This window comes from Janthinobacterium sp. J1-1, assembly GCF_030944405.1.
Taxonomy (GTDB): Bacteria; Pseudomonadota; Gammaproteobacteria; order Burkholderiales; family Burkholderiaceae_D; genus Janthinobacterium.
In genome coordinates, this window is record NZ_CP132339.1 from 476,079 (window position 1) to 500,819 (window position 24,741).

Sequence of the window (24,741 nt, forward strand, 5' to 3'; positions counted from 1 at the left end):
TGCCTGCCATGTTCTAGTATCTGGGTAGATTCCACCCGTAATAAAACAATAAATAGATGAAAATTTCAGATGTAAGCCTGGATGCCACGGATTTGCAGATACTCAGGCTGTTGCAGGAAGAAGGACGGTTGTCGAATGCGCGCCTGGCCGATCGCCTGAAGCTCAGTGAAACGCCGGTCTGGCGCCGCTTGCGCCGGCTGGAAGAAGAGGGTTTCATTACCGGCTACCAGGCGCTGCTCAACCGCAAGAAGCTGGGCATCGGCCTGGTGGCGTTCGTGCGCATCGTGTTTGCCAACCATGGCAATGAACAGCCGTCGCAGTTCGAGCAGGCGATCGCGTCCATTCCTGAAATTTTATCGTGCCACAATGTGGCGGGTGAAGCCGATTATTTCCTGCAAGTGGTGGCGCGCGACCTGGAAGCGTATGGCGAATTCGTCTCCAACGTCTTGCGCCGCCTGCCTGGCGTGGCGGAAATCCAGTCCAGCCTGTCGATGCGCGAGATCAAGTCGTCGAACCGGCTGCCCTTGCCGCTGGCCTGAGGCCGGTCCAATATAGTGAGTACCGCCATGCCCGATACCTTGTCACCGTTGTTTCCCGCCTTGCTGCCAAACCGGCACGGCATGCTGGCCGTCGATGCGCTGCACACCATTTACTGGGAAGAGTGCGGCAACCCGGACGGCATTCCCGTGCTGTTCCTGCATGGCGGCCCGGGCGCCGGCCTGTCGCCGCAGCACCGCCGCTTTTTCGACCCGCAGCGCTACCGCGTGATCCTGTTCGACCAGCGCGGCGCCGGCAAGTCCACCCCGCTGGGCGAATGGCGCAACAACACCACGCAGCTGCTGATCGACGACATCGAACAGCTGCGCGCCCAGTTCGGCATCGCGCAATGGCTGGTGTTCGGCGGCTCCTGGGGTTCGACCCTGGCCCTCGCTTACGGCGAAGCCCATCCCGAAGCATGCCTCGGTTTCGTGCTGCGCGGCATTTTCCTGTGCACGCAGGCCGAGATCGACTGGTTCATCGAAGGCGTGCGCTGGTTTTATCCGGAACTGTACGAAGAATTTGCCGCCCCGATTCCCGAGGACGAGCGCGGCGACCTGCTGGCCGCCTACGTGAAACGCATCCTCAGCGCCGACCCGGCCGTATATTGGCCGGCCGCGCGCGCCTGGAGCCGCTTCGAAGGGCGCCGCGTCTACCTGATGCCGCAGCCGGAGGATAGCCCCAACGATGCGCTGGACCTGGGCGTGGGCCGGCTCGAGTCGCACTATATGGCCAAGCTGGGTTTCCTCGAGGAAGACCAGCTGATCCGGCAATTGCAGCGCATCGCGCATTTGCCGGCAGTCATCGTGCAAGGGCGCTACGACGCCATCTGCCCGCCGCTGTCGGCGTACCGGCTGCACCAGGCCTGGCCCGGTTCGCAGCTGGAGATGATCCCGGACGCGGGCCATGGCGCGCTGGAACGGGGCATCGCCTCGGCGTTGGTGAACGCCACACAACGTTTCCAGCCGGGCCGCGGCTTCGTCTAGCCCTGCGGGCGCGGCAGCCTACCGTTGCACCGCCCGCGCCTGCTACACTAGCGCCTGTGCCGGCACCGGCGTCGGTGGCAGCCTGAACCATTACCTTTATCCATGAACATACAGATCGGCGACATTGGCCACATCATCCAGCTGGCGATTGCGCCTGTATTCCTGCTGACCGGCATCGGCACCATGCTGGTGGTGCTGACCAACCGCCTGGGCCGCATCATCGACCGCACGCGGGTGCTGGAAGACCGGCTCGATATCGGCTACAACGACTTTTACATGGATGAGCTCGATACCCTGTACCGGCGCACCCATCTGATCAATTATTCGATTTCCCTCAGCACGGCATGCGGTTTCTTCGTCTGCGTCATTATCGCCATGCTGTTTTTGGGCGATATTCTGAACCTGACCCTCGATAAATACATCGCCGTGTTTTTCGTGCTGGCCGTGATCTGCCTGATCGGCTGTTTCACTTACCTGCTGCGCGAGATTTATCTTGCCGCCACCGCCCAGCGCATCCGGCGCCATATCCGTCCGCCACGCTAAGCGGCCTGCGCCGGTTTTTACCCTTATTTTGAAGATTGAGTCTGAGCATGCACGATTACCAACGTCCCCCCACACTGCACCGCTACGGCCAGCGCAGTGAACTCGAACTGGCGCTGAGCCTGGGCCAGTTCCGTTTGACCCCGGCCGGCAACTGCCTCACCTTGAGTTTTTCGCAAGTGTGGGACAAGAAACTGTTTGACCTGTTCGCGCCGGCCGACAGCTGCCTGATCATCCATAACACGGAAGAGTTCGGCGAACGCCTGCACCGCGCCGTGCAGCGCACCCTGCCCAGCTGGGCAGGCATCGACGGCCTGGTCGAATACGGCCAGCGCGCCGCCCTGGGCGCCGCATTTACCAAGACGCGTGAAGAGGCCGTCGAGCAGGAATGGCTGTTCGCCTGGCGCTCGATGCAGCCGCAGGCCAGCCTGAATCCGGTGACGGTCAAGCTGGGCAACCTGGAAAACTACGCCGAGCTCCGCGACCGCGACACGTATCTGGCCTGAGTCTGGCCTGATTCCTTATTTGGCGGCAGTGGGCGCCGGCTGGCTGTCGATGCGCGCCATCACGGCGCCCATCATGCGCTCGATATCGCCGCGTATCATGGTCGTGCCCAGCATGCCGGGCACATAGAAGCCCGGCATCAGCCGGCTGGAAAAGACGATGCGCGTGCCGCCCGTCTCGGGCATGGGCGTCAAGGCCCAGCGTGATTCGTAGTGGCGCATGTCGCCGGAAATCAGGTCGATGTCGATCGCCGTCATCGGCGTTTCCATGGCCCGCACCACCAGGTGAATCGGGTGGTTCATGAACAGGAAGCGGGCCATGCCCTGCTGTTCGATGATGACTTCATTGCCGTTGCGCGACAGCACGCGGCAGGAACTGAGGTCGGGCACGAATTCGCTCATGCGTTCGTAGCCGGTCAGGGTTTTCCAGACGGCGGCGGGCGCCGCCTGCACCACGGCATTCGCGTTGACTTCATACATGCGCTGGGCGTCGACCTCGATGCGCTTGACCTCGACCTTGAGGCGCGGCGTGTCCAGGCGCGGTGCCTGCGCCAGCGCCGGGGGGGACCAGGGCGCGGCGCACAGCAGCAGCAGGCTAAAAAATAATCGCATCATGCAAGCTAGCGTACGGGAAACTATCTCCCGGCACAAGCTGCGCGCGCCGCCAAGGTGCGCTTGCGTACATATTTAGAACCCTCGGTCTACAGAAAAGCGCTGCGCCCGCCGGCAATGCTTGCTACCGTACGCCTGCTGAACGTCGCCGCCGCACGTTGCATTTCACCGAGTACGCCATGACCGCCTATCCCCACCTGCTGGCCCCGCTCGACCTGGGCTTTACCACCTTGCGCAACCGCGTCATCATGGGGTCCATGCACACGGGCCTGGAAGACCGTTTTTATCACTACGGCAAGCTGGCCGCCTTCTACCGCGAACGTGCGCGCGGAGGTGTCGGGCTGATCGTCACGGGCGGTATTTCGCCGAACCGGCAAGGCTGGCTGCTGCCGTTCGGCGGCACCATGAATTTCCTCGGCGACGTGTTCAATCACCGCAAGGTGACGCGCGCCGTGCACGAGGAGGGTGGCAAGATCGTCATGCAGATCCTGCATGCGGGCCGCTATGGCTACCAGCCGTTTGTCGTCTCCGCCTCGGCAAAAAAATCGCCGATCTCGCCATTCCGTCCGCGCGCGCTGAGCGAACGCGGCATCGAGCGCACCATCGGCGCCTATGTGCGCTGTGCGCGCCTGGCGAAACAGGCCGGCTATGACGGCGTCGAGGTGATGGGCAGCGAGGGATATCTGCTGAACCAGTTTTTGTGTGCGCGCACCAACTTGCGTAGCGACCGCTGGGGCGGCGATATCGCCAACCGCATGCGCCTGGCCGTCGAGATCGTGCGCCGCATCCGCGCCGCCGTCGGGCCGGACTTCATCATCATGTACCGCCATTCCTTGCTGGACCTGGTCGAAGGCGGCAATACCTGGGACGAGGTGGTGACGGTGGCCAAGGCGCTGGAACAGGCCGGCGTCACCATCCTCAACAGCGGCTACGGCTGGCATGAAGCGCGCGTGCCGACCATCGTCACTTCGGTGCCGCGCGCCGCCTTTGCCAGCGTGGCGGGCCGGTTGCGGCGCGAAGTGAGCATCCCCGTGGTGGCCTCGAACCGCATCAACATGCCGCAGGAAGCGGATGCCATCCTGGCGCGCGGCGACTGCGACCTGGTGTCGATGGCGCGCCCCTTCCTGGCCGACCCGTATTTCGTGGCGAAGGCGGCGTCCGGGCGCGGCGATGAAATCAATACCTGCATCGGCTGCAACCAGGCCTGCCTCGACCATACGTTTGCGAACCAGCGCGCCAGCTGCCTGGTCAATCCGCGCGCCTGCCACGAGACGACACTGGTGTACGCCAAGAAAGCGCTGGCCAAGAAAGTGGCGGTGGTGGGCGCCGGCCCGGCCGGCCTGTCGGCCGCCACCGTAGCCGCCGAATGTGGCCACCAGGTGACCCTGTTCGACGCCAGTAGCAGCGTGGGCGGCCAGTTCAAGGTGGCCATGCAGATTCCCGGCAAGGAAGAATTCGCCGAAACCATCCGCTACTTTGAACGCCGGCTGGCGTTATTGAGCGTCGATGTGCGCCTGGGCCAGCGCGTCACGCGCGAGCAATTGCTGGCCGGCGGCTTTGACGAGGTGATCGTTGCCACCGGCATCAAGGTGCGCCTGCCTGGCATTACCGGCATCGACCACCCCAGCGTGCTGACGTACCTGGACGTGCTGCAGCACAAGGCCCCGGTCGGCAAGCGGGTGGCGGTGATCGGCGCCGGCGGCATCGGTTTTGATGTCAGCGAGTATTTGCTGCATGACCCGGCGCATCCACTGCCGCAGCCGGTGGCGGCCTGGGCCGGCGAGTGGGGCGTGGATCTGAACGCGGCCACCGGCGGCGGGCTGGTGCCGGCGCTGGCGGCACAACCCGTGCGGCAGCTGTTCCTGCTGCAGCGCAAGGCCAGCAAGGTGGGTGCGGGCCTGGGCAAGACCTCGGGCTGGGTACACCGCGCGGCGCTGGCGCGCAACGGCGTGTCGATGCTGGCGGGCGTGACGTATGACAGGATCGACGACCAGGGCCTGCACATCACGGTCGGTGGCGTGCAGCGCTTGCTGGCGGTCGACAATGTGATCATCTGTGCGGGGCAGGACAGCCTGACGGAACTGATGCCGGCGCCGGAAGCGAAGGGCGGCCCGCGCTTTCATGCGATCGGCGGCGCCGCGCTGGCGGCCGAGCTGGACGCCAAGCGGGCGATACGGGAAGGGGCGGAATTGGCCGCCAGATTGTAAAAACAGCGTATGCGGGACAATATCAATGTCCCTTTTTCTCGCTATCAAAACTGTGCAGCACATGGTCGATCATGCCGTTGGCCAGTTCGTGCTCGCCGATAAATACCTTGCCGGCGTTTTCCGCGCGCAGCAGTTCGGCTTCTTCCTCGCTGTGGGTACGCACCACCGTCAGGATGGCCGGGTTCAGCGCGCGTGCCGTTTCGATCATGGCGCGCACGTGGAAGGTGTCCGGCGTGGCGATCACCAGCATGGTGGCGTGCGTGATATGGGCCTGGATCAGCACGGCGGGTTCGCCCGCGTTGCCGGCCACGGCGGGGATGCCGTCCTTGCGCAGCTGGTCGACGATCTCGCGGTTTTCTTCTGCCACCACGAAGTGGATGCCGCGTTCCATCAGGGCGGCGGCGATGCGGCGGCCCACGCGGCCGTAGCCGACCAGCACGATCTGGCCATGCAGTTTTTCCTGCGGCACCGTCATCGGCAGTTCGGCCAGCGGGTCATTCGTGCGCTCGAACTTGCGGGCGAAATCGCTGTTGCCGATTACGCGCAGCAGCGGCTTGGCCATGCTGAACACCACCGGGTTGAGGGCGATCGATAAAATCGCGCCGGCCAGGATCAGGCTTTGCCCTTCCTGCGGCATCAGGCCCAGCGACAGGCCCAGCGCGGCCAGAATGAACGAGAACTCACCGATCTGCGCCAGGCTGGCCGAGACGATAATCGCGGTCTTCGGCGGATAGCGCAGCGCCATCACCAGCAAGAAGGCGGCGATCGACTTGCCGAAGATAATGATGGCGCACACGGCCAGCACCTGCAGCGGTTTTTCGACCAGGATATTCGGCTCGAACAGCATGCCGACCGAGACGAAAAACAGCACCGCGAACGCGTCGCGCAGCGGCAGCGATTCTTCGGCGGCGCGGTGGCTCAGTTCCGATTCACGCAGCACCATGCCGGCAAAGAAGGCGCCCAGCGCGAACGACACGCCGAACAGCTTGGTCGAGGCGTAGGCGATGCCGACGGCCGCCGCGATCACGCACAGGGTGAACAGTTCGCGCGAACCGGTGCGCGCCACCTGCCACAAGATCCACGGGAACAGTTTGCGGCCGACCACCAGCATGAAGGCGATAAAGCCGGCTACCTGGCCCAGGGTGATGGCCAGGGTGCGCCACAGGCTGACTTCTTCCGAACCGGGCGCGACGGTGCCGCCCAAAGTCCCCGCAAATGCCGGCAGCAGCACCAGCACCAGCACGGTGACCAGGTCTTCCACCACCAGCCAGCCGACGGCGATGCGTCCGTTGAGGGAGTCGAGAATGCCCCGCTCCTCCAGCGCGCGCAGCAGCACCACGGTACTGGCCACCGACAGCGCCAGGCCGAAGATCAGGCCGCCGCCAAGGCTCCAGCCCCACCAGTGGGCCAGGCCCATGCCCATCGCCGTGGCGACGGCGATCTGCAGGATGGCGCCCGGCAGGGCGATCTTGCGCACATCCCATAAATCCTCGATGGAAAAATGCAGGCCGACTCCGAACATCATCAGCATCACCCCGATCTCCGCCAATTGCCCGGCGATTTCCGCATCGGCCACGAAACCCGGCGTGGCCGGTCCGATGACGATGCCGGCGGCCAGGTAGCCGACCAAAGCAGGCAGCTTCAGGCGGGCGGCGATAAAGCCAAAAACGAGGCCAACCCCGAGGGCGGCGGCAATGGTGGTGATCAGACTGATGTCGTGGGGCATGCGTTATGGGTTCCTTACAGGAAAAGGATGAAAAAAGATGTTGCTCAGCGGGTAAGTATAAACGCAAGAAAGCTTCAACTGGAAACTTTCCTGGCGCTTTTTTGCAAAAAACTTGTGCTGCATCTTCGCCCAGGTGGCCGCGAACGCACACCCATCCACCTGGAACTGCGCCCAATTTCGTCGATCAGGCTTTTTGAACCGACTTTCGCTCAGACCTTTTTGACGACCACGCAGCCGATCGAATAGCCGGCGCCGAACGAGCAGATCACGCCCAGGGCACCCGTTTCCAGGTCGTCTTGATGTTTATGGAAGGCAATAATCGAGCCGGCCGACGAGGTATTGGCATAGGTGTCGAGGATCACCGGCGCTTCGCCCGGCTCGGCGTCGCGGCCCAGGATCAGGCGCGCGATCAGCAGATTCATGTTCAGGTTGGCCTGGTGCAGCCAGTAGCGGCGCACTTGCGGCACCTCGACGCCGGCCTTGGCCAGGGTGGCCTTGATCATCTCGGCGGCCATCGGGCATACTTCCTTGAACACTTTGCGGCCCTGCTGGCGGAACAGTTTGTCGGCCTGGCCCACGCCGGACTCGTCAAAACGGTTCAGAAAGCCGAAGTTGTTGCGAATCGCATTCGAAAAACGGGTTTTCAGTTCGGTGCCGATAATCTCGAACTGGTGTTCCGACACGGCCGTCTCTTTCGCTTCGACCACGATGGCGGTGCAGGCGTCGCCAAAAATGAAGTGGCTGTCGCGGTCGCGCCAGTTCAGGTGGCCGCTGGTGATTTCAGGATTCAAGACCAGCACGGCGCGCGCCTGGCCGCTCTGCACGGCGGCCACCGCCTGCTGGATACCGAAGGTGGCCGACGAGCACGCCACGTTCATGTCGAAGCCATAGCCGTCGATCTCCAGGGCATCCTGTACTTCGACCGCCAGCGCCGGGTAGGCGCGCTGCATATTGCTGCAGGCCACCAGCACCATGTCGATCTCGGCGGCGGTGCGACCGGCGCGCGCCAGCGCATCGCGCGCGGCGGCCACGGCCATTTCTGCCTGGATGGAAATCTCCTCATCGGCGCGCTCGGGAATGCGCGACACCATGCGCGCCGGATCGAGGATGCCTTCTTTTTCCATCACATAGCGCGACTTGATGCCGGACGCCTTTTCGATGAATGCCACGCTCGACAAGTCCAGCGCCGTCGCGGTGCCGGCGGCGATCGCCTCGGCGTTGTCGGCATTGGCTTTTTCCGCATAGGCATTGAAGCAGGCGACCAGCTCTTCGTTGGAGATCGAAAATGGCGGCGTGTACAGGCCGGTACCGCTGATGACGACTTGTTTCATGGGGTAGCTTTCAAATTGGGCAATCGGCGCGATGCCGACAAGTGAAGCAAATTCTACACAAACAGGGTCGGCTTGAGAGAGTTTCGTTGCGGGGAAGGGCGGGATAGTTTGCGCAAGGCGGCGCAAGGTGGGATGAAAAGAACAAAGGCAGGGGGCTGGCCCTGCCTTTGTTTGTAAATTATTTCTTCTGGTCTTTTTTCACATCGGCCTGCACCACCACCGGTTCCGCCTTGGCCAGTTGCACCGGCAAGCCTTTCAGGTGATTGAGCGCCTGGGTCAATTGAAAATCGTCCTTGCTGCCAAATTCCAGCGGCTTGCGGTTCTTTTCCAGCGCCATGATGCGCAACTGTTCTTCCATCTCGTCGTTGACGGGAGCGGCCTTGGCGCTTTCCTTGTCGCGGTCGTTGCTCAAATGCTTCTGCAGGTCCGCTTCGCGCATGCGCAGGCTGTTCAGGCCGTCGCCTTCCGCCGTTTCATCGACCAGCAGGTCGGGCACGATGCCCCTGGCCTGGATCGAGCGGCCTTTCGGCGTGTAATAGCGGGCGGTGGTCAGCTTGACGGCGGTGTCGGCCGTCAACTGGCGGATGGTCTGCACCGAGCCCTTGCCGAAGGTCTGGGTGCCGATAATCGTGGCGCGCTTGTAGTCCTGCAGGGCGCCGGCGACGATTTCCGAGGCCGAGGCCGAGCCCGTGTTGACCAGCACCACCAGCGGCACGTTTTTCACGGCGGCCGGCAATTTGGCCAGCGCGTCGCCGTCGGAACGGAAGGCATAGTATTCAGGGCGGCCATAAAACACCTGTTTCGATTCAGCCACCTGGCCATTGGTCGAGACGATGGCCGCATCCTTGGGCAAAAAGGCCGCCGAGACGCCGATCGCGCCTTGTAGCACGCCGCCCGGATCGTTGCGCAGGTCCAGCACCATGCCCTTGATGTTCGGGTCCTGCTGGTACAGGGTGGTGATCTGCGCCGCCAGGTCGTCCACGGTCGGTTCCTGGAACTGCGACACGCGCAGCCAGGCGTAGCCCGGCTCGACCATTTTCGACTTGACGCTCTTCTGGTGGATTTCTTCGCGCGTGATGGTAAACGACAGCGGCTGCGCTTCGTCCTGGCGGGCGATGGTCAGCGTGACCTTGGTGCCCGGCTCGCCGCGCATGCGCTTGACGCTGTCTTCCAGGCTGACGCCTTTCACGGGCAGGCCATCGAGGCGCGTGATCAGGTCGCCTGCCTTGATGCCGGCGCGAAAGGCCGGCGAATCCTCGATCGGCGAGACGATGCGGATATACCCTTCGTCGCTGGGGCCGATTTCAATCCCCAGGCCGACAAACTTGCCTTCCGAGCCTTCGCGCAGCTCGGCGTAGGCTTTCTTGTCGAGGTAGGCCGAATGGGGATCGAGCGAGGCGACCATGCCGGAAATGGCTTCCGTCAGCAGCTTCTTGTCTTCCACGGGCTCCACGTAATCGGACTTGATCAGGCCGAACACATCGGCCAGCTGGCGCAATTCCTCGAGCGGCAAGGCCGGCTCGACGCTTTTTTGCGCCATCGCCGAAAACTGCAGCGAGACGGCGATGCCGGCCACCACGCCCAGGCCGATCAAGCCGGTATTTTTGAGTTTGCCCATGAATTTGCGCCTTCGTCCAATGTGTTGCTGCGGCGCCAGTCCCCATGGAGCGGCGCCTGTCTGAAAGTATAGTCCTGAATCACCTCTGGCGCAGGAGGCGCGCAGGCGATCACCAGTGTAGGCGCAAAAAACGCCGCGCAGCCTTGCCAAATGTAGCGATTATGTACGGTCGTGTAGCGATACTCTTGAGGGGAGTAAGCATTTGTAAGAGTCGAAAAAAAGGGTGGCCGGCCGCCCTATAGTCAATCCGCATTCTCGACACGAAGTGGTTTGCCTGCGTCTTCGGACGCAGGCTTTTTTTTATCCGGAGCATCCGACGTGACAACCTTGACAAGCTTGATGAAACTGCCTTCCCTGCGCCTTTGCGCCGCCCTCGTGCTGGGCACGGCGGCCGCCACCGCCTCGGCCGTGCCGATCGCCGAAATGCGCTTGCAGGACCTGCTGCCGATGGCGCCCGATTTCAAGACCGAATTGAAGCTCAATCCCAACCAGCAGATCCTGTGGCAGCAGGTGGAGAACAAAACCCGGCAGTTGCTGCGCGAGCGCCAGTCGCGCCGCGAACGCCTGCAGGCCGGCGTGCAGCAGGCGTTGGCATCACCCCAGCTGGAGCTGCGCGAGCTGGTCGGCGGCATGGACAATGAAAGCACCGTCAGCCTGGCCGAAGAAAAGCAGGTACGCGAATGGTGGCTGAGCGTCAACGATGCGCTCGATGAACGCCAGCGCCAGGCCGTGGCCGTGTTTATCGCCGGCCAGATGGCGCGCGTTATGGATGGCGGCGCGCCGCATGGCGAATCGCGCGGCCGCGAAGGCGGCGAACCGGGCGGGCGCAAGGGCGGTGGCAAAGGGGGCATGGGCGGCATGGGAGTGGGCATGGGCAGCGGCGGCGCCAGCATGAATTTCCCGGGGAATTAACGCCTGGGGCAACATCAGGGATGGTCAAGCCAGGCCTTCGCGTGCTACATTCGTTGACGCGCCCGGCGCGGCGGGCTATCCGCCCGTTCTTTCTGACCAGCCCCATAAGGACTTTCGTGAACCGATATCTCTTGAGCAGCCTGACCCTGACCCTGTTGGCTGCGTTCGCGCACGCCGCCGAACCTGCCACTGCGGCCGCTGCGGCCGCCCCCGTTTCCGGCATCGACGTGCAATACATCGACCCCGCCGTGCGCGTGCAGGATGACTTCTTTACCCATTTGAACGGCAAGTGGCTGGCCACGGCTGAAATTCCGGCCGACAAGTCGAGCTGGGGCTCGTTTGCCAAGCTGCGCGACGACACCACGCCACAATTGCGCGGTATTATCGAAGCGACGCAGCAGGACAAGAACAAGAAGGCCGGTTCCGAAGCGCAGAAGATCGGCGACCTGTACGCCAGCTACATGGATGAAGCCCGCCTCGATGCGCTGGGCGTGAAACCACTGGCAGGCGAGCTGAACCGCATCCGCTCGCTGCGCGACAAGAAGGGCGTGCCAGGCCTGATCGCGCACCTGAGCCAGACCGGCGTTTCGACACCGTATGCGTTCTACGTGGGGCAGGATGCGCGCGCGTCGACCAAATACGCCGCCTACGTCAGCCAGAGCGGGCTGGGCATGCCGGACCGCGACTATTACCTGGAACCCAAGCAGGCCGAAGTGAAGGCCAAATACCAGGCGCACGTGGAAAAGATGCTGTCCATGGCCGGCGACAAGAATGCCGCCGCACACGCCAAGGCCGTGGTGGCGCTGGAAACGTCGCTGGCCGAAGTGCAATGGACCAAGGTCGAGAACCGCGACCCGGTCAAGCGCTACAACAAGACAGCCGTCGCCAAGCTCAATGAGCTCACGCCAGGCTACGACCTGAAAAGCAGCCTGGCCGCCGCCGGCATCGCCAACAAGGTCGACTATGTAATCGTCAACCAGCCGAGCTACCTGGCCGGCTACAGCAAGGTACTGGCTGCCGCCGAGCTCGATACCGTGAAAGCCTATTTCGAGTGGCAGCTGCTGCGCGCCTATGCGCCCTACCTGTCGAAAAACTTTGTCGATACCAGCTTTGATTTCTATGGCACCGTGCTGAGCGGCGTGAAGGAAAACCAGCCGCGCTGGAAGCGTGGCGTGGGCGCCGTCGACAATGTGCTGGGCGAAGCCGTCGGCAAGCTGTACGTGGCGCAATACTTCCCGGCCGAGCGCAAGGAACACATGCAGGGCCTGGTGAAAAACGTGCTGGCCGCCTACAAGGAGAGCATCGATACCCTGGACTGGATGAGCCCGGAAACCAAGAAAGAGGCGCAAGCCAAGCTGGCCAAGTTCACGCCGAAAATCGCCTACCCGAACAAGTGGCGCGATTACTCGAAACTGCAGATCGCGTCCGGCGACCTGGCCGGCAACATGATGCGCGCGGCGAACTTTGCCTCGGCGCGCAATGTGGCCAAGCTGGGCAAGCCGATCGACCGCGAAGAGTGGGGCATGACGCCGCAAACGGTGAACGCCTATTACAGCTCGACCATGAACGAGATCGTCTTCCCGGCGTCCATCCTGCAGCCGCCGTTCTTTGACGCCAACGCCGACGACGCCGTCAACTATGGCGCCATCGGCGCCGTGATCGGCCATGAAATCAGCCACGGTTTCGACGACAAGGGCAGCCAGTCCGACGGCGACGGCAACCTGCGCGACTGGTGGACGGCCGAAGACCGCAAGAACTTCGCCGCCAAGACCGACGCGCTGACCAGGCAGTACGACGGCTACAGCCCATTGCCGGGCTATAACGTCAACGGCGCGCTGACCCTGGGCGAAAACATCGCGGATAACTCCGGCGTGGCGATCGCCTACAAGGCGTATAAAATTTCGCTGGGAGGCAAACCGGCGCCCGTGCTCGACGGCTTGACGGGCGACCAGCGCTTTTACATGGGCTTTGGCCAGGTATGGCGCAGCAAGATGCGCGAAGCGCAACAGATCGTGCAGATCAAGACCGACCCGCATTCGCCGGGCCAGTACCGCGCCAACGGCACCATGGTCAACCAGCCAGGCTTCTATGAAGCGTTCGGCGTGAAACCGGGCGACAAGATGTATGTAGCCCCGGAAAACCGCGTGATTATCTGGTAACGGCGCTGGAAAAATACCGGTGGCGCCAACAATGTTGTCGGGTTACGCCCGCAGGGCTAACCCGACCTACGTGATGGTAACGTTGTTGGCATTGCGTAGGTCGGATTAGGCCCGCAGGGCCGTAATCCGACATTCACCGCCAACAATATCGCGCGTCATGTTACAACAACAAAAAAGACCACCCTGCGTGGTCTTTTTTGCATTCCCCCGCAAAGTTTTTTATACCGTTTCCGCCGGTATGCTACAGTCGAAAACCGGGCCAGAAGCCTAGGGCGTTCTGACCCTTATATTCCACACAATACAAGGACTACCGTGAATCGACATTTGTTAAGTGCATTGACCTTGAGTTTGCTGGCCGGCGTCGCCGGCATGGCCAACGCCGCCGAGACCAGCAAGAAAGCCGCACCGGTCGCCGCCACCGCGCCTGCGGGCCTCGCTTCCGGCATCGCCATCGAATACATCGACCCGGCCGTGCGCGCCCAGGACGACCTGTTCCAGCACCTGAACGGCAAATGGCTGGCCGAGACCGTGATTCCCGCCGACAAATCGAGCTGGGGCAGTTTCGCCAAGCTGGCCGATGACACGCAAACCCAGTTGCGCGGCATCGTCGAAGGCGCGGCCGCCGACAAGGCCCGCGCACCGGGTTCGAATGCACAAAAAATCGGCGATTTCTATAACAGCTTCATGGACGAAGCCAGGCTGGAAAGCCTGGGCCTGACCCCGCTCAACGCCGAACTGGCGAAGATCGCCGCGCTGCAGGATAAAAAAGAATTGCCGGCCGTGATCGCCCACTTCAGCAAACTGGGCGTGACTTCCCCGTACGACTTCGCCATCCACCAGGACGCCAAGGACTCGACCAAGTACGTGGCCGACATCGTGCAAAGCGGCCTGGGCCTGCCGGACCGCGATTACTACCTGGAAGCGGCCAAGGCCGACACCCTGGCGAAATACACGGCCCACGTGGAAAAAATGCTGGGCCTGGCCGGCGACAAGAACGCTGCCGCCAACGCCAAGGCCATCGTGGCGCTGGAAACGGAACTGGCGCGCGTGCAATGGAGCAATGTCGAAAACCGCGATCCGGTGAAAGCCTATAACAAGGTGGAACTGGCGAAACTGGCGGAAGTGGCGCCTGGCTACGACTGGAACCGCTACCTGGCGGACACCGGCATCGCCGGCAAGGTCGGTTATGTGATCGTCAGCCAGCCCAGCTATCTGAAAGGTTTTACGGCGATTGCCGAGAAAACCCCGCTCGACACCTGGAAAGCGTATTTCCAGTGGCACTTGCTGCACGCTAACGCGGCCTATCTGCCAAAAGCCTATGTCGACGAAAACTTCGCGTTTTACGGCACCACCCTGACCGGCGTGACGGAAATGCGTCCGCGCTGGAAGCGTGGCGTGGGCGCCGTCGAAGGCGCGCTGGGCGAAGCCGTCGGCCAGCTGTACGTGGAACAATATTTTCCGGCCGACCGCAAGGTGCGCATGGAAGCGCTGGTGAAAAACCTGATGACGGCTTACAAGCAGAGCATCGACAAGCTCGATTGGATGAGCCCGGTTACCAAGAAACAGGCGCAGATCAAGCTGTCCAAGTTCACCACCAAGATCGGCTACCCGAACAAATGGCGCGATTACTCGAACCTGACGGTCACGCCCGATGATTTGATCGGCAATATCCAGCGTTCGCACCTGGTCAATTACAACCGCGAACTGAACAAGCTGGGCCAGCCGATCGACCGCGACGAGTGGGGCATGACGCCGCAAACCGTCAACGCCTATTACAACCCGGAAATGAACGAAATCGTTTTCCCCGCCGCCATCCTGCAAGCGCCGTTCTTTGACGCCAAGGCCGACGACGCCGTCAACTACGGCGCCATCGGCGGCGTGATCGGCCATGAAATCAGCCATGGCTTCGACGACCAGGGCGCCCAGTACGACGGCGACGGCAATCTGCGCGACTGGTGGACCAAGGCCGACCACAAGAACTTCGCGGCCAAGACCCAGCAGCTGGTCAAGCAGTACAACGGCTTCAGCCCGGTCGCAGGCCACCATGTGAATGGCGAGCTGACCCTGGGTGAAAACATCGCCGACAACTCCGGCGTGGCGATCGCGTATAAAGCGTATAAATTGTCGCTGAACGGCAAGAAAGCGCCGGTCATCGACGGTTTCACGGGCGAGCAGCGTTTCTATGCGGGCTTTGCCCAGGTATGGCGCATGAAGATGCGTGAAGCGCAGCAACTGGTGCTGCTGAAAACCGACCCGCACTCGCCAGGCCAGTTCCGCGCCAACGGCACCATGAGCAACCAGCCGGGTTTCTACCAGGCCTTCGGCGTGAAACCGGGCGACAAGATGTATCTGCCACCGAAAGACCGCGTCATCATGTGGTAATGCCTGAAATGTAATATTTGAAGCCGCCCCGCTGTCAAAGCCGGGCGGCTTTTTTTCATGGCGCGAATGTTTTGAAGCTACATATGTTTTTGGCAAGCTTGATGTTTAGCGGATTGACTTTGCTTGTTGGAAAGTCTATACCTCGCACCAGCATGGCGCCGCATCCGGTGGCACCGGCGTTTTCTCTGCTCCAGGAGTCTATCTTGAACAACTTGTTGCGTACCAGCCAGGCGCGCTTTACCGCCTTGTTCAGCCTGATTTTCCTGCTGCTGCTGGGACTGACCCTGGCGGTGATTCATTTCTTTGTCACGCCTGATTTGAAGCGCACCGAGTCGCTGGTGGTCGCTTCCAGCGTCAATGCGATTGCCACCCGTATCGGCGAGCAATTGCGCCAGGTCGAGGCGCAGTCGCGCAGCATCACCCAGACCATCCCGCTGGTCGACAGCGCCACCATCGATGTCGTGCTGCCTGGCCTGGTCGACCAGTATTCCGACCCGAACGTGTTTGGCGGCGGCATCTGGCCCCTGCCGAACCAGCGCGAGCCGGGGCGCGAAAAATTCTCCACCTTTGTCGCGCGTGACAGCGCCAACAAACTGGTCTTCAATACGCACTGGAATTCGCCGGAATCGCTGAAATATTTCGAGCAAAGCTGGTTCCTTGGCGGCCTCAAATCCCCGCGTGGCCATTGCACCTGGGCCAACGCCTACCAGGACGACGCCAGCCCGCAGCCGCGCACCAATTGCGCCATGCCGATCTACAAGGGCGACCAGCTGTTCGGCGTGTCGACCATCGACGTGACCCTGGGCTTTTTCAACCGCCTGGTGGCCGACATGGAGAAACAGTTGAACGGCCAGATCCTGATCGTCGAACGCGACGGCAAGATCGTCAGCAACAGCACCCATATCAAGAGCGATATCGTGCTGAAAAAAGTGGCGGACCTGGTCAGCGCTTCGCCGATGGCGGCCGAACTGGCGCGCCTGCTGCCGACCTTCGACAAACAGACCAGCATCGAGTCCGATTACGACAGCAACGGCGAAGCGCGCACCATGCTGGTCACGGCGATCCCCGGCAGCCCATGGCTGCTGGCCACCTCCTTGCCGACCAACACGCTGACCCAGCAAAGCCGGCGCATCCTGGGCAAGCTGGGCGCGGTGCAGATCCCGGTCGCCATCCTGCTGTTCGTCATGTGCGTCGGCGGCATCCGCGTGTTCATGAAACGCTTGACCGGCCTGAAGGACAATATCGACGCCCTGTCCGCCGGTGACGCCGACTTGAGCCGCCGCCTGCCGGCCGGCGGCGGCAGCGAGTTCGACGCCGTCGCCACCAGTTTCAACGGTTTTATCGCCCGCCTGCAGACCATGATCGGTGAAATCGGGCGCAGCACCGGCTCGATCGCGCTGGCCTCGCGCGAGATCGCCAGCGGCAACCAGGATTTATCGAGCCGCACCGAAAGCCAGGCCAGCGCGCTGGAAGAAACGGCCTCGTCGATGGAGCAGCTGACCAGCACCGTCAAGCAGAACGTCAGCAGCGGCACCCAGGCCAACCGGCTGGCGCTGGACGCCTCCAGGGTGGCCGCGCAGGGCGGTGCGGTGGTGACGCAGGTGGTGCAGACCATGGGCGCGATCGAAGCGTCGTCGAAGAAGATCGTCGACATCATCAGCGTCATCGACGGCATCGCCTTCCAGACCAATATCCTGGCGCTGAACGCGGCGGTGGAGGCGGCGCGCGCCGGCGAACAGGGCCGGGGCTTTGCCGTGGTCGCCTCGGAGGTGCGCAACCTGGCGCAAAGGTCTAGCCAGGCGGCCAAGGAAATCGGCGCCCTGATCGCCGAATCGGTGCACAACGTCGACGCCGGCAGCAAGCTGGTTGGCCAGGCCGGCGCCACCATGAAGGAGATCGTTGCCGGCACCGACAAGGTGGCCGCCATCCTCGGCGAAATCATGCTGGCCAGCCAGGAGCAGGACATCGGCATCGGCCAGGTCAACCAGGCCATTGCCCAGCTCGACGACGCCACCCAGCAAAACGCCGCCCTGGTCGAGCAGGCCGCCGCCGCCGCCCATTCGATGCAGGAGCAAGCCGGCAAGCTGGAGCAGATCGTTTCCGCCTTCAAACTGTAGGGACGAAAAAAAACCACCGGCAAGTGCCGGTGGTCTTTCTGCAGCGGGGAATTACTTGGCTGGCGCCGGTGCGGGTTCGGCCGCCGGTGCCGCGCCATCGGCGGCTGCCGCCGGCGCCGGCACTTCCGGCTCCTTGAACTTGCCGCCCGAGGCATTGGCCATGTAGACCACGGCGCGTGCCACTTCCACATCGTCCAGGTCCGGATTGCCGCCCTTGGCCGGCATCGCGCGCAAGCCTTCGAGCGCGTGTTTCAGCACCGTGTCATAACCTTGCGCCAGGCGCGCCGTCCAGGCGCCCGCGTCGCCAAATTTCGGCGCACCGGCCACGCCGGCGCCATGGCAGGCCACGCAGGTGGAGGTATAGATCGCTTCGGCGCTTTGCAGCACTTTCGGCCCGCTGGCGTCCTTGAAGGTATAGCCGGCATTGGCCACCGGACTCAGGCGTTCGGCAATGGCTTCCGCCGACTGGCTGTCCGAACCGGCCCCGGTCAGCTTCTGGGCCGTGACGAATTGCACCAGCAGGATGATGCCGATGACGGTGACGAGGAAAAAGCCGGCTACGGCGGCTATCAGTTGTTTAGGCGTTTTGATCGCTGATTGTTGTTCGTTATGTGCGTCGCTCATGATGTCCTTAGTCCAGATTCGAAGCTGTGGGCCGTGTGTGTTGACATTTTTACATGCCTTGATGCAAACCTTTATAAAACCATCGATTATAGGCACAAAAATTGAGCAGTGACATGCAATTGCCAGCGATACGACAGTTTCCGTAGACGCAGGTAAAGAAAAACGGTATCCTTCGCTTCACTTCAGAAATTCCCCCTACGCGGCTGTAGCTCAGTGGATAGAGTATTGGCCTCCGAAGCCAAGGGTCGTGGGTTCGATCCCCGCCAGCCGCACCAGCATTCATGCGCCTTTCAAGCAGATTAGCGTAATGGAACTTAGCTTCGAATCGTTTTTGGGAAAAGTTTTGGGAAAAATCCCGTAGAAACCTTCCTGATTTTGCGTACGCGGAGACAGCCAATTTTTTCCTATACGTAACTCCTACAACTCTGGAGTTACGCTATGTCAAAAAAGCAAAACGGTCGCCTGGAAAAGCATATCTACGTTGAAGAGCGGAGCGGCTCGCTCCGCTTCAAGGTGGTTGTCCCTCCGTTCCAAGATTCTGCAACCTTCTCAACCATGGACGAGGGCGCGCGTTGGGCTCGTCGCCGACGAGTAGAACTGTTGGAAAGCAGAGCCTCCAACAAGGAACTGGCCTTGCCAGAACGGGTCCATGTTGTGTTGGCATCTTCCGGTTTCCCACATGTCCCTAAGGCCCCGCTTTCCATCAAACTGTCGGATGTGTTCGACTCTTATCAACAGAATGATCTTCCAAAGCTTACAGGCAAGGACGCAGAGGCATCGCGTCTGGAAAGGCTGCGCAAATGGTTTGGCGAGCGAACTGTCGATCAATTGGATGAGACCCTCATCGACAAATGGAAGGCGAGCCGCCTTGCCGGCAAATTGGGCTCCGGACGCGATCCCAATCGTGCGGCTACCATGTCCACTTCCGACGGTGCAAAGCCGCTTACAAAGCATCAACGTTACGCGCGCAAAAAGGCTGGGAAGGAAGTGCCGGGCCTGCCAATCTATCCTATCAGTACCCAAACCGCACGACATGAATTGAACCTGCTACGTAGGGCGGTGACGAAATACTTAGATAAAGAAAGCCGTTGGCCTATCTACGGAGCTTGGTGGCAAGCCCATTCCTTGATGCGGATGCAGCTTCCAGACGCTGCAGAGCCCCGCAATCGGCGCGTATCGGATAATGAATTGCTGAAAGTGTTTAACAGTATCGAGGACATGACCTTGAAGTCGGCCATTCTGTTTGCGATATTGACGTCATTGCGTCGTGGTGAAATCGTTTCGTTGCAATGGGAAGATGTTGACTTCCAGAGGATGGTGGTACGCTTGAGAAAGCCGGGATTCCTCATCAAGACGAAGGTCCACGCGAGAGAGGTTCCGCTACTGCCTGGTGCTGTAAAGCTTCTGCAAGACCTGATCCCCAAAAAAAGTGGTCGTATCTTTCCCATGCCTGCAACTGATCTTAGTCATGGTTGGCGCGATGCAGCTGACAAGGCCGAAATTTATGATGCCAGGCTCCATGATTGCCGGCGCGAAGCGATTAGTCGGCTTGTTGAGACATGCCAACTGAGGATGCATGAAGTCGTTTTGTTTTCCGGACATTCTGATATGCGTACCCTGGAAAAGCATTACCTGCGTTTGGACTCAGGCCGTATGGCGGCGCGGCTGGCAGAAAACCCGGATGCGATCAACATGGCGCCTTCTCTGTAACGTACATCACGAGTTTTCTTCCTATATTCCAATTTAGGGAGAAAATATGTACCTGACCAAGAAGGAAGTCGCTGAAGTGCTGCGTGTTTCCGTTCGTACCATCACTACCTACATGCAGCAAGGCGCGATTCCCAATCCGAAAAAGATCGGGGGGATTTTGCTCTGGGAGGAGGTGGAATTGCATCGCCGTATCAAGCATGCTTCGCCCAGTGCAGTCGAGCCAGAGCGCATCAAGCGTGGTCGCCCAAGAAAAGTGCGATTTGCATAATACTGAGGGCAGTTGAACGTTGAGCGTGGCCGGCGATGTGCCGGCTAGCTTACTGTTTGAATTAATGCTTGCCCTACGATGTAACTGCCGACCTATGCGATCTGGCTGGCGGCGGTCGATATGCGTACCGTGCTCAATTGCTTGTCGCTGCATGTGCAGCAATCGAGGCGGATCACTCAGTGCCCGTGCGGTTGCTCTGCCTACGTGCTTGCCAACCTGTGCTGCATGTGCCTGAAGCTGGACAGGAGTAGCGCCTGGATGGCGTGGGTACCAGCCGCTGTGTCGGATCGAACCGCCCGTCATCGTTTTGGGAAACAAAAAAATATATTTAACTCCTATATTTAGCAGGGAGTTTTTGCGAACTTTGGCTTCTCGTCTCTTCTTATCTTTTAGCCTTGGCGGTATACGCCAGAGCACTGCAACACAACCTCATGTCGAGGCAGTGGTAGTTGCCTACAAGGAGTTAAAGAATGAAGAAATTTGAGGTCCATCACGACCATGCCTGTTTGGAGTCGTCGCCCATGAACCACCTGCCGACCTTCGTAAAGATGGCTCCCGCGATCATTCACACCCCTGGGCTGTTTATTAGCCCCGCCAAGCGCAGTTTGGCTCGCCCCATGATGCTGAGGCACACGATGGGCAATGTGATGTTTACGTTCTCTGGGCCTCAACTCGGCCCGGTGGAATTGCGTGTGTTGCAAGGTCTCGCCGGGTTCGCAGCCTTGCGGCGGCCAAGCCTGCCCCGGACCGGAGAAGATAAACTGGCGGATGATGTGCAAAAACTGCTGCGGCATACTGCGGCAGTCTGTACTACCAAAAACGACTTGGCCGAGGTAATCGGTTATTCACGTGAGTCTGGCTCCGCGCAAACTGCGATCAGTAAAGCTTTACGAAAGCTAGCCGCCGTGAGCGTCTCGATCCGTCGAGCAAACTCATTTGACGCGCTCGACCTATCCGCAGGCCATCTGATTTGTGACGTGCTCGATAGCCGTCATATTGAGGTCGAATTAAGCCCGATTCTTGCTGCCGCTGTGTATGGTGGGCCGGGCACTTACTTGCGTTTGGACCTGCTGGAGGCGCGGCAGCTAAATTCTGACCCCACTAGGCTACTACATCAACGTTTGCACTGGGTCAATAGCGGTAGCAACCGTGATGTATCGTTGGATAAGATGATCGGGTACGTTTGGTCTGAGGAAGTGTCTGCCTCTGCCCATCGAACACGCCGACAAGTTTTAAAGCAGTCCCTGAATGAACTGACGCGGGTAGGCTGGTCTGTCATGCGGCACGGCGAACTGTACCAAATTGGACGTCCAAGAATGCTTAGTTGACAGCTTGTTGGCCTTCTCTCAGATGATGCTAAGTTGATAATTGAAAACTGACACATAGCAGCGATTGAAAACTGATACACCGATTTGAGAAGAAGGCCGCTTTGCGGAGCAGCCAAACCCGACGAGGTGTGTTTGGAAATTCAGTTATTGAGCAAGCATGGGATGAGTCTGCGGCGGAGTGCGGTTGAACACGGTACGGCGGCACCTGGCATTGAAGGCGGTGCCGAAATACGAACGCAAGGCAAAGCGGCCAAGCAAGCTGGCGCCATACGAGGCCTATCTGCGGGAGCGGCAAACGGCGGCGCAGCCAAACTGGATACCGGCGAGCGTGTTGCACAGTGAGATCACCTAGCGCGGTTACCAGGGTGGCCTTAACCAGTTGTGCGCGTCTATGCGCTCGCTGCGGCCGAGCTTGCCGGTTGAGCCGGTCATTCGCTTTGAGACAGAGATGGGCGAACAGTTGCAGGTCGATTGGGTCGAGTTTCGCAAAGGCAGTGCACCGCTGCATGCGTTCTGCGCCACCATGGCCTACAGCCGTGCCAGCTATGTCGAGTTTGTCAGTGACATGAAGGTGGGGACGCTGATCGGCTGCCATGAGCGCGCCTTCGCCGCATTCGGCGGTGTGCCACGCAAGCTCCTGTACGACAACATGAAGATGGTCGTCATTGAGCGCGACGTTTACGGCGCGGGCGTTCATCGCTACCACGCCGGCTGATAAAGGGGGTAAAGAAACCGCTGGTTTGTCACCTGCACCGTGATTTGTGTATATATGGCAAAATTTTCAATCTGCCGAAACGCAGACGGCGACTCTGCCGAATCGCAGACGAATTCTGCCATATCACAGACGCTTTCTACCTTAACGCAGACGCTGAATGGCTGTGTTATATGAAAATTTCCCAGTGAGCTAAGGGATATTTCCAAAAATATGTTGCCTCCGCAGTCCGTACAAAGAACTGTTGTAAGAGGAAACTTGGAACTCTTTTTTTAAAAACTAGATGGAGTCGCTCCAGCTGGATCGTGGCAATTGCGAGCTGGAATTACATTTCGCCTTTCGGGCGAAGCGCCATGAAGGATACGCTCGCAAAGCGTTTCTTCAACTCAAGCCAAGGCCCCCAACCACGGCGCCGCTGGGCGGCGCATGGCGCTATTAAAGCCAGGCGTCGACGCTTGTGGAGGGAGCCTACTTTGCAAACCCCATCTACGAGTTCGCGATTGCTTCCGCACACCGGCACTTTGCTTCGCTAATAGTGCTTACTCTTTCCGCTGGCAAGTCGTCCACCTGCCAGCCCCGAGCGTTGGCCTCTTCGTCCTAACAAATTACCTAAACCCCAGTCTCCATGGTCACTTGAAAAAACCAAGACGGGCAAAGCTAATTTTGTGACCAAGTTGACACCCGGATACCGGTCTTTAAGCCTTCTTGGTCTCAATCAACCAGTAGACAATGCTCACGCATCGTCTACGGAGTCATCCTTGAAAGCCGGAACGCCTATGTATCGGCCCGGTTGCGGGCGGATGACGCAGCATATAGCGGCGTTTAGCAGTGAAATCCCCAACCAGGGCGGACAGGGTCCGCTGCTTTTCAGTAAGTGTCATTCACTGATTAAAGGTATCGCAGTACCTCAGACCGGAGAGTGCGCGGACCCTGTCCGCCCTGGTTGTCATATCTGACTACAAGACGTGACAATGTGTGAGTATTTCCTCTGTGAAATATGATACCTTGGATAACTAATAGGGCACGAGCAAAGTTAGATTTTAAGATTAATCCGTTTTCTCACGAAGAAGCGTTAGCAGCCGATGTCGTTCAATGTTTGAAAGGTGATGCCAGGCCTGGATAACCTCAGCTAATTCATCATCTTCACAGTAAAGAAATGGTGTTGGCACATTGAGTGCCATCGCTAATTGAGTTGCTATTTCCACCGGTGGCGCATGCACTCCCGTTTCGTACCTGCTTAACCTTGCGCTCGCTGTCGTTTCGTCCAGGCCAATCGCTACACCTAACTTATCCTGCGGAATACCAGCAAGAAGCCTTGCTTCGCGTAAGCGCCGTCCAAAAAGTGACGAGGGAGGTTTGGAACGAGGAGGCATACTTCGATATTCGTAGAATATGCTTGCGCCGTCTCTACGAAATTCGTAGAATTCCCTATGGCAATATTTTGATGAATGAGTAGAATCGAATCCCCCCACGCGAAATTGCTATATAGGAAACATGCTGCATGTCACTGCCATCCGCACAACTTATCACCTATCTTTCTCACGTTGATCGCCCTCATCATGACGCGGTGCTCGCCTTGGCAGAGAGAGCCATTTTGCTTCCCAAAATCATTCGACCACTGGCGGCGGCGATCCTGGCTTATTTGTTGCTGGCTTACCTTGCTGGCTTGAGCACTAAAGCAATGCCGCTTGCCGCAGCTGTCGGCGCCCTGACGCTGCTTGTTACCTTCCTTAACAACAATGTCATGGGCTGGGCGGAGCGAAATAGTTCACGAATTGCGATGGTGTTCGCGGTTCTTGCTTTGTTTTTCGGCCTTGCTGGCGCGCTCCTTACTAAGAAGGAGCCGTTGGTCGTTCTCGCGATCGGTGCCGGCGGATTTTGCGTGACGTGGATTGTGGTCACTGTTGGTTTGGTATTCCTGTCGCTGTTGATCAGTATGCTTTCTTTGCTCTTGCAAGCATTTGCATCACCCATCGCAGCACCTGTGTTGGCAATATTTGCAAAAATCCATAATCGGCTCTTGCGTACGAAATATAAAGGTTGGGTAACATCGCAAGGAGCGCCCATCATTGAATTTGACAGCGAGGGCGTGAAAAATTTTGCACCTGGCAATGAGGCGATTTTTGTGTCGTCTCCGCGTTTTCGTTGCGGTGGTGCGGCAATGGCAGCGGGGATTCCTCTGTTCACCTTCTATGAACTCGGGGATAGCGCCATCATCAATCAGCGTGTCAGTGCTGCTTACGACGCACTAAGCACCACTGCTGGCGAGAGGCACGACGACATTGCAACTCATCCACTCATGGACTTGAATCCTGCAAACGGACTCCCCATGATTGCTGGGATAGGCAGCGTGGATGTGATGGGCAACGCTTTTGGCACCGACAGTCATCAGTTCTATCACACCACGGATATGGGACATGACAGCTTCAACAATCACTGATCGCATAATTTTTCTGGCTTCAGCGGAAA

The 24,741-nt window shown here is 59.9% G+C and carries 20 protein-coding genes, 1 tRNA gene and 1 pseudogene; 16 read left to right on the forward strand and 6 right to left on the reverse strand.

Features of this window, described 5'->3' with window-relative positions:
* Positions 1-56 precede the first annotated feature (56 nt).
* The 4 genes from Q8L25_RS02125 (at position 57) to Q8L25_RS02140 (ending at position 2,569) form a co-directional block, all read left to right on the forward strand.
* Positions 57-539 (forward strand): Lrp/AsnC family transcriptional regulator, encoded by a 483-nt coding sequence (locus Q8L25_RS02125; RefSeq protein WP_308923345.1) that lies wholly within the window; start codon positions 57-59, stop codon positions 537-539.
* A 27-nt stretch (positions 540-566) separates the two neighbouring features.
* Positions 567-1,523 (forward strand): prolyl aminopeptidase, encoded by a 957-nt coding sequence (pip, locus tag Q8L25_RS02130; protein WP_308923346.1) that lies wholly within the window; start codon positions 567-569, stop codon positions 1,521-1,523.
* Positions 1,524-1,625: 102 nt separating this feature from the next.
* Positions 1,626-2,066: a DUF2721 domain-containing protein gene (locus Q8L25_RS02135; RefSeq protein ID WP_094442761.1), complete on the forward strand. Its 441-nt coding sequence runs from the start codon at positions 1,626-1,628 to the stop codon at positions 2,064-2,066.
* 47 nt (positions 2,067-2,113) lie between these two features.
* Positions 2,114-2,569, forward strand: a complete 456-nt coding sequence (locus Q8L25_RS02140; protein WP_308923347.1) for a hypothetical protein — start codon at positions 2,114-2,116, stop codon at positions 2,567-2,569.
* A 15-nt stretch (positions 2,570-2,584) separates the two neighbouring features.
* Here Q8L25_RS02140 and Q8L25_RS02145 read toward each other — a convergent pair whose 3' ends face one another.
* Positions 2,585-3,181 carry an SRPBCC family protein gene (locus tag Q8L25_RS02145; RefSeq protein ID WP_308923348.1) on the reverse strand — a complete coding sequence of 199 codons (597 nt, stop codon included), beginning with the start codon at positions 3,179-3,181 and terminating at the stop codon, positions 2,585-2,587.
* Between the two features lie 176 nt (positions 3,182-3,357).
* On the opposite strand from Q8L25_RS02145, the gene Q8L25_RS02150 reads away from it, so the two are divergent.
* A complete protein-coding gene (locus Q8L25_RS02150) occupies positions 3,358-5,385 on the forward strand; it encodes an NADPH-dependent 2,4-dienoyl-CoA reductase (RefSeq protein WP_308923349.1) in 2,028 nt (675 codons plus the stop codon).
* Between the two features lie 22 nt (positions 5,386-5,407).
* Here the strand turns inward: Q8L25_RS02150 and ybaL are convergent, their stop codons facing one another.
* The gene (ybaL, locus tag Q8L25_RS02155) at positions 5,408-7,111 is read right to left on the reverse strand and encodes a YbaL family putative K(+) efflux transporter (RefSeq protein WP_308923350.1); all 1,704 of its coding nucleotides are present in this window, start codon (positions 7,109-7,111) and stop codon (positions 5,408-5,410) included.
* A 27-nt stretch (positions 7,112-7,138) separates the two neighbouring features.
* On the opposite strand from ybaL, the gene Q8L25_RS02160 reads away from it, so the two are divergent.
* Positions 7,139-7,357: a hypothetical protein gene (locus tag Q8L25_RS02160; RefSeq protein ID WP_308923351.1), complete on the forward strand. Its 219-nt coding sequence runs from the start codon at positions 7,139-7,141 to the stop codon at positions 7,355-7,357.
* Here Q8L25_RS02160 and Q8L25_RS02165 read toward each other — a convergent pair.
* Entirely contained in the window at positions 7,321-8,442 is a 1,122-nt protein-coding gene (locus Q8L25_RS02165; protein WP_308923352.1) for a beta-ketoacyl-ACP synthase III, read from the reverse strand. The genes Q8L25_RS02160 and Q8L25_RS02165 overlap by 37 nt on opposite strands.
* Before the next feature lie 178 nt (positions 8,443-8,620).
* Positions 8,621-10,060, reverse strand: a complete 1,440-nt coding sequence (locus Q8L25_RS02170; protein WP_308923353.1) for a S41 family peptidase — start codon at positions 10,058-10,060, stop codon at positions 8,621-8,623.
* 339 nt (positions 10,061-10,399) lie between these two features.
* Here Q8L25_RS02170 and Q8L25_RS02175 point away from each other — a divergent pair, with 339 nt between their 5' ends.
* The 4 genes from Q8L25_RS02175 to Q8L25_RS02190 all read left to right on the forward strand — a co-directional run bounded on the left by Q8L25_RS02175 (position 10,400) and on the right by Q8L25_RS02190 (position 17,630).
* Entirely contained in the window at positions 10,400-10,972 is a 573-nt protein-coding gene (locus Q8L25_RS02175) for a hypothetical protein (RefSeq protein ID WP_308923354.1), read from the forward strand.
* A gap of 116 nt (positions 10,973-11,088) precedes the next feature.
* A complete protein-coding gene (locus Q8L25_RS02180; RefSeq protein WP_308923355.1) occupies positions 11,089-13,131 on the forward strand; it encodes a M13-type metalloendopeptidase in 2,043 nt (680 codons plus the stop codon).
* A gap of 369 nt (positions 13,132-13,500) precedes the next feature.
* Positions 13,501-15,513 (forward strand): M13 family metallopeptidase, encoded by a 2,013-nt coding sequence (locus Q8L25_RS02185; RefSeq protein WP_374694285.1) that lies wholly within the window; start codon positions 13,501-13,503, stop codon positions 15,511-15,513.
* 203 nt (positions 15,514-15,716) lie between these two features.
* Positions 15,717-17,630: a methyl-accepting chemotaxis protein gene (locus Q8L25_RS02190; protein ID WP_308923357.1), complete on the forward strand. Its 1,914-nt coding sequence runs from the start codon at positions 15,717-15,719 to the stop codon at positions 17,628-17,630.
* Positions 17,631-17,681: 51 nt separating this feature from the next.
* Here the strand turns inward: Q8L25_RS02190 and Q8L25_RS02195 are convergent, their stop codons facing one another.
* Complete coding sequence (locus tag Q8L25_RS02195) at positions 17,682-18,254, reverse strand: c-type cytochrome (RefSeq protein ID WP_308923358.1); 573 nt, start codon at positions 18,252-18,254, stop codon at positions 17,682-17,684.
* A 199-nt stretch (positions 18,255-18,453) separates the two neighbouring features.
* On the opposite strand from Q8L25_RS02195, the gene Q8L25_RS02200 reads away from it, so the two are divergent.
* The 5 genes and pseudogenes from Q8L25_RS02200 to istA all read left to right on the forward strand — a co-directional run.
* Positions 18,454-18,529: transfer RNA gene (locus Q8L25_RS02200), tRNA-Arg, on the forward strand.
* Between the two features lie 163 nt (positions 18,530-18,692).
* Positions 18,693-19,964 (forward strand): site-specific integrase, encoded by a 1,272-nt coding sequence (locus Q8L25_RS02205; protein WP_308923359.1) that lies wholly within the window; start codon positions 18,693-18,695, stop codon positions 19,962-19,964.
* Between the two features lie 46 nt (positions 19,965-20,010).
* Positions 20,011-20,232 carry a helix-turn-helix domain-containing protein gene (locus Q8L25_RS02210; RefSeq protein ID WP_308923360.1) on the forward strand — a complete coding sequence of 74 codons (222 nt, stop codon included), beginning with the start codon at positions 20,011-20,013 and terminating at the stop codon, positions 20,230-20,232.
* 470 nt (positions 20,233-20,702) lie between these two features.
* Positions 20,703-21,560, forward strand: a complete 858-nt coding sequence (gene repC / locus Q8L25_RS02215) for a replication protein C, IncQ-type (RefSeq protein WP_308923361.1) — start codon at positions 20,703-20,705, stop codon at positions 21,558-21,560.
* Between the two features lie 162 nt (positions 21,561-21,722).
* A pseudogene (istA, locus tag Q8L25_RS02220) lies at positions 21,723-22,272 on the forward strand (IS21 family transposase); the annotation flags it as partial.
* Positions 22,273-23,318: 1,046 nt separating this feature from the next.
* On the opposite strand, the gene Q8L25_RS02225 reads toward istA, so the two are convergent.
* Complete coding sequence (locus tag Q8L25_RS02225) at positions 23,319-23,645, reverse strand: helix-turn-helix transcriptional regulator (RefSeq protein WP_308923362.1); 327 nt, start codon at positions 23,643-23,645, stop codon at positions 23,319-23,321.
* Positions 23,646-23,773: 128 nt separating this feature from the next.
* Between Q8L25_RS02225 and Q8L25_RS02230 the strand changes: the two genes are divergently transcribed.
* Positions 23,774-24,712: a hypothetical protein gene (locus Q8L25_RS02230; RefSeq protein ID WP_308923363.1), complete on the forward strand. Its 939-nt coding sequence runs from the start codon at positions 23,774-23,776 to the stop codon at positions 24,710-24,712.
* Positions 24,713-24,741 lie beyond the last annotated feature (29 nt).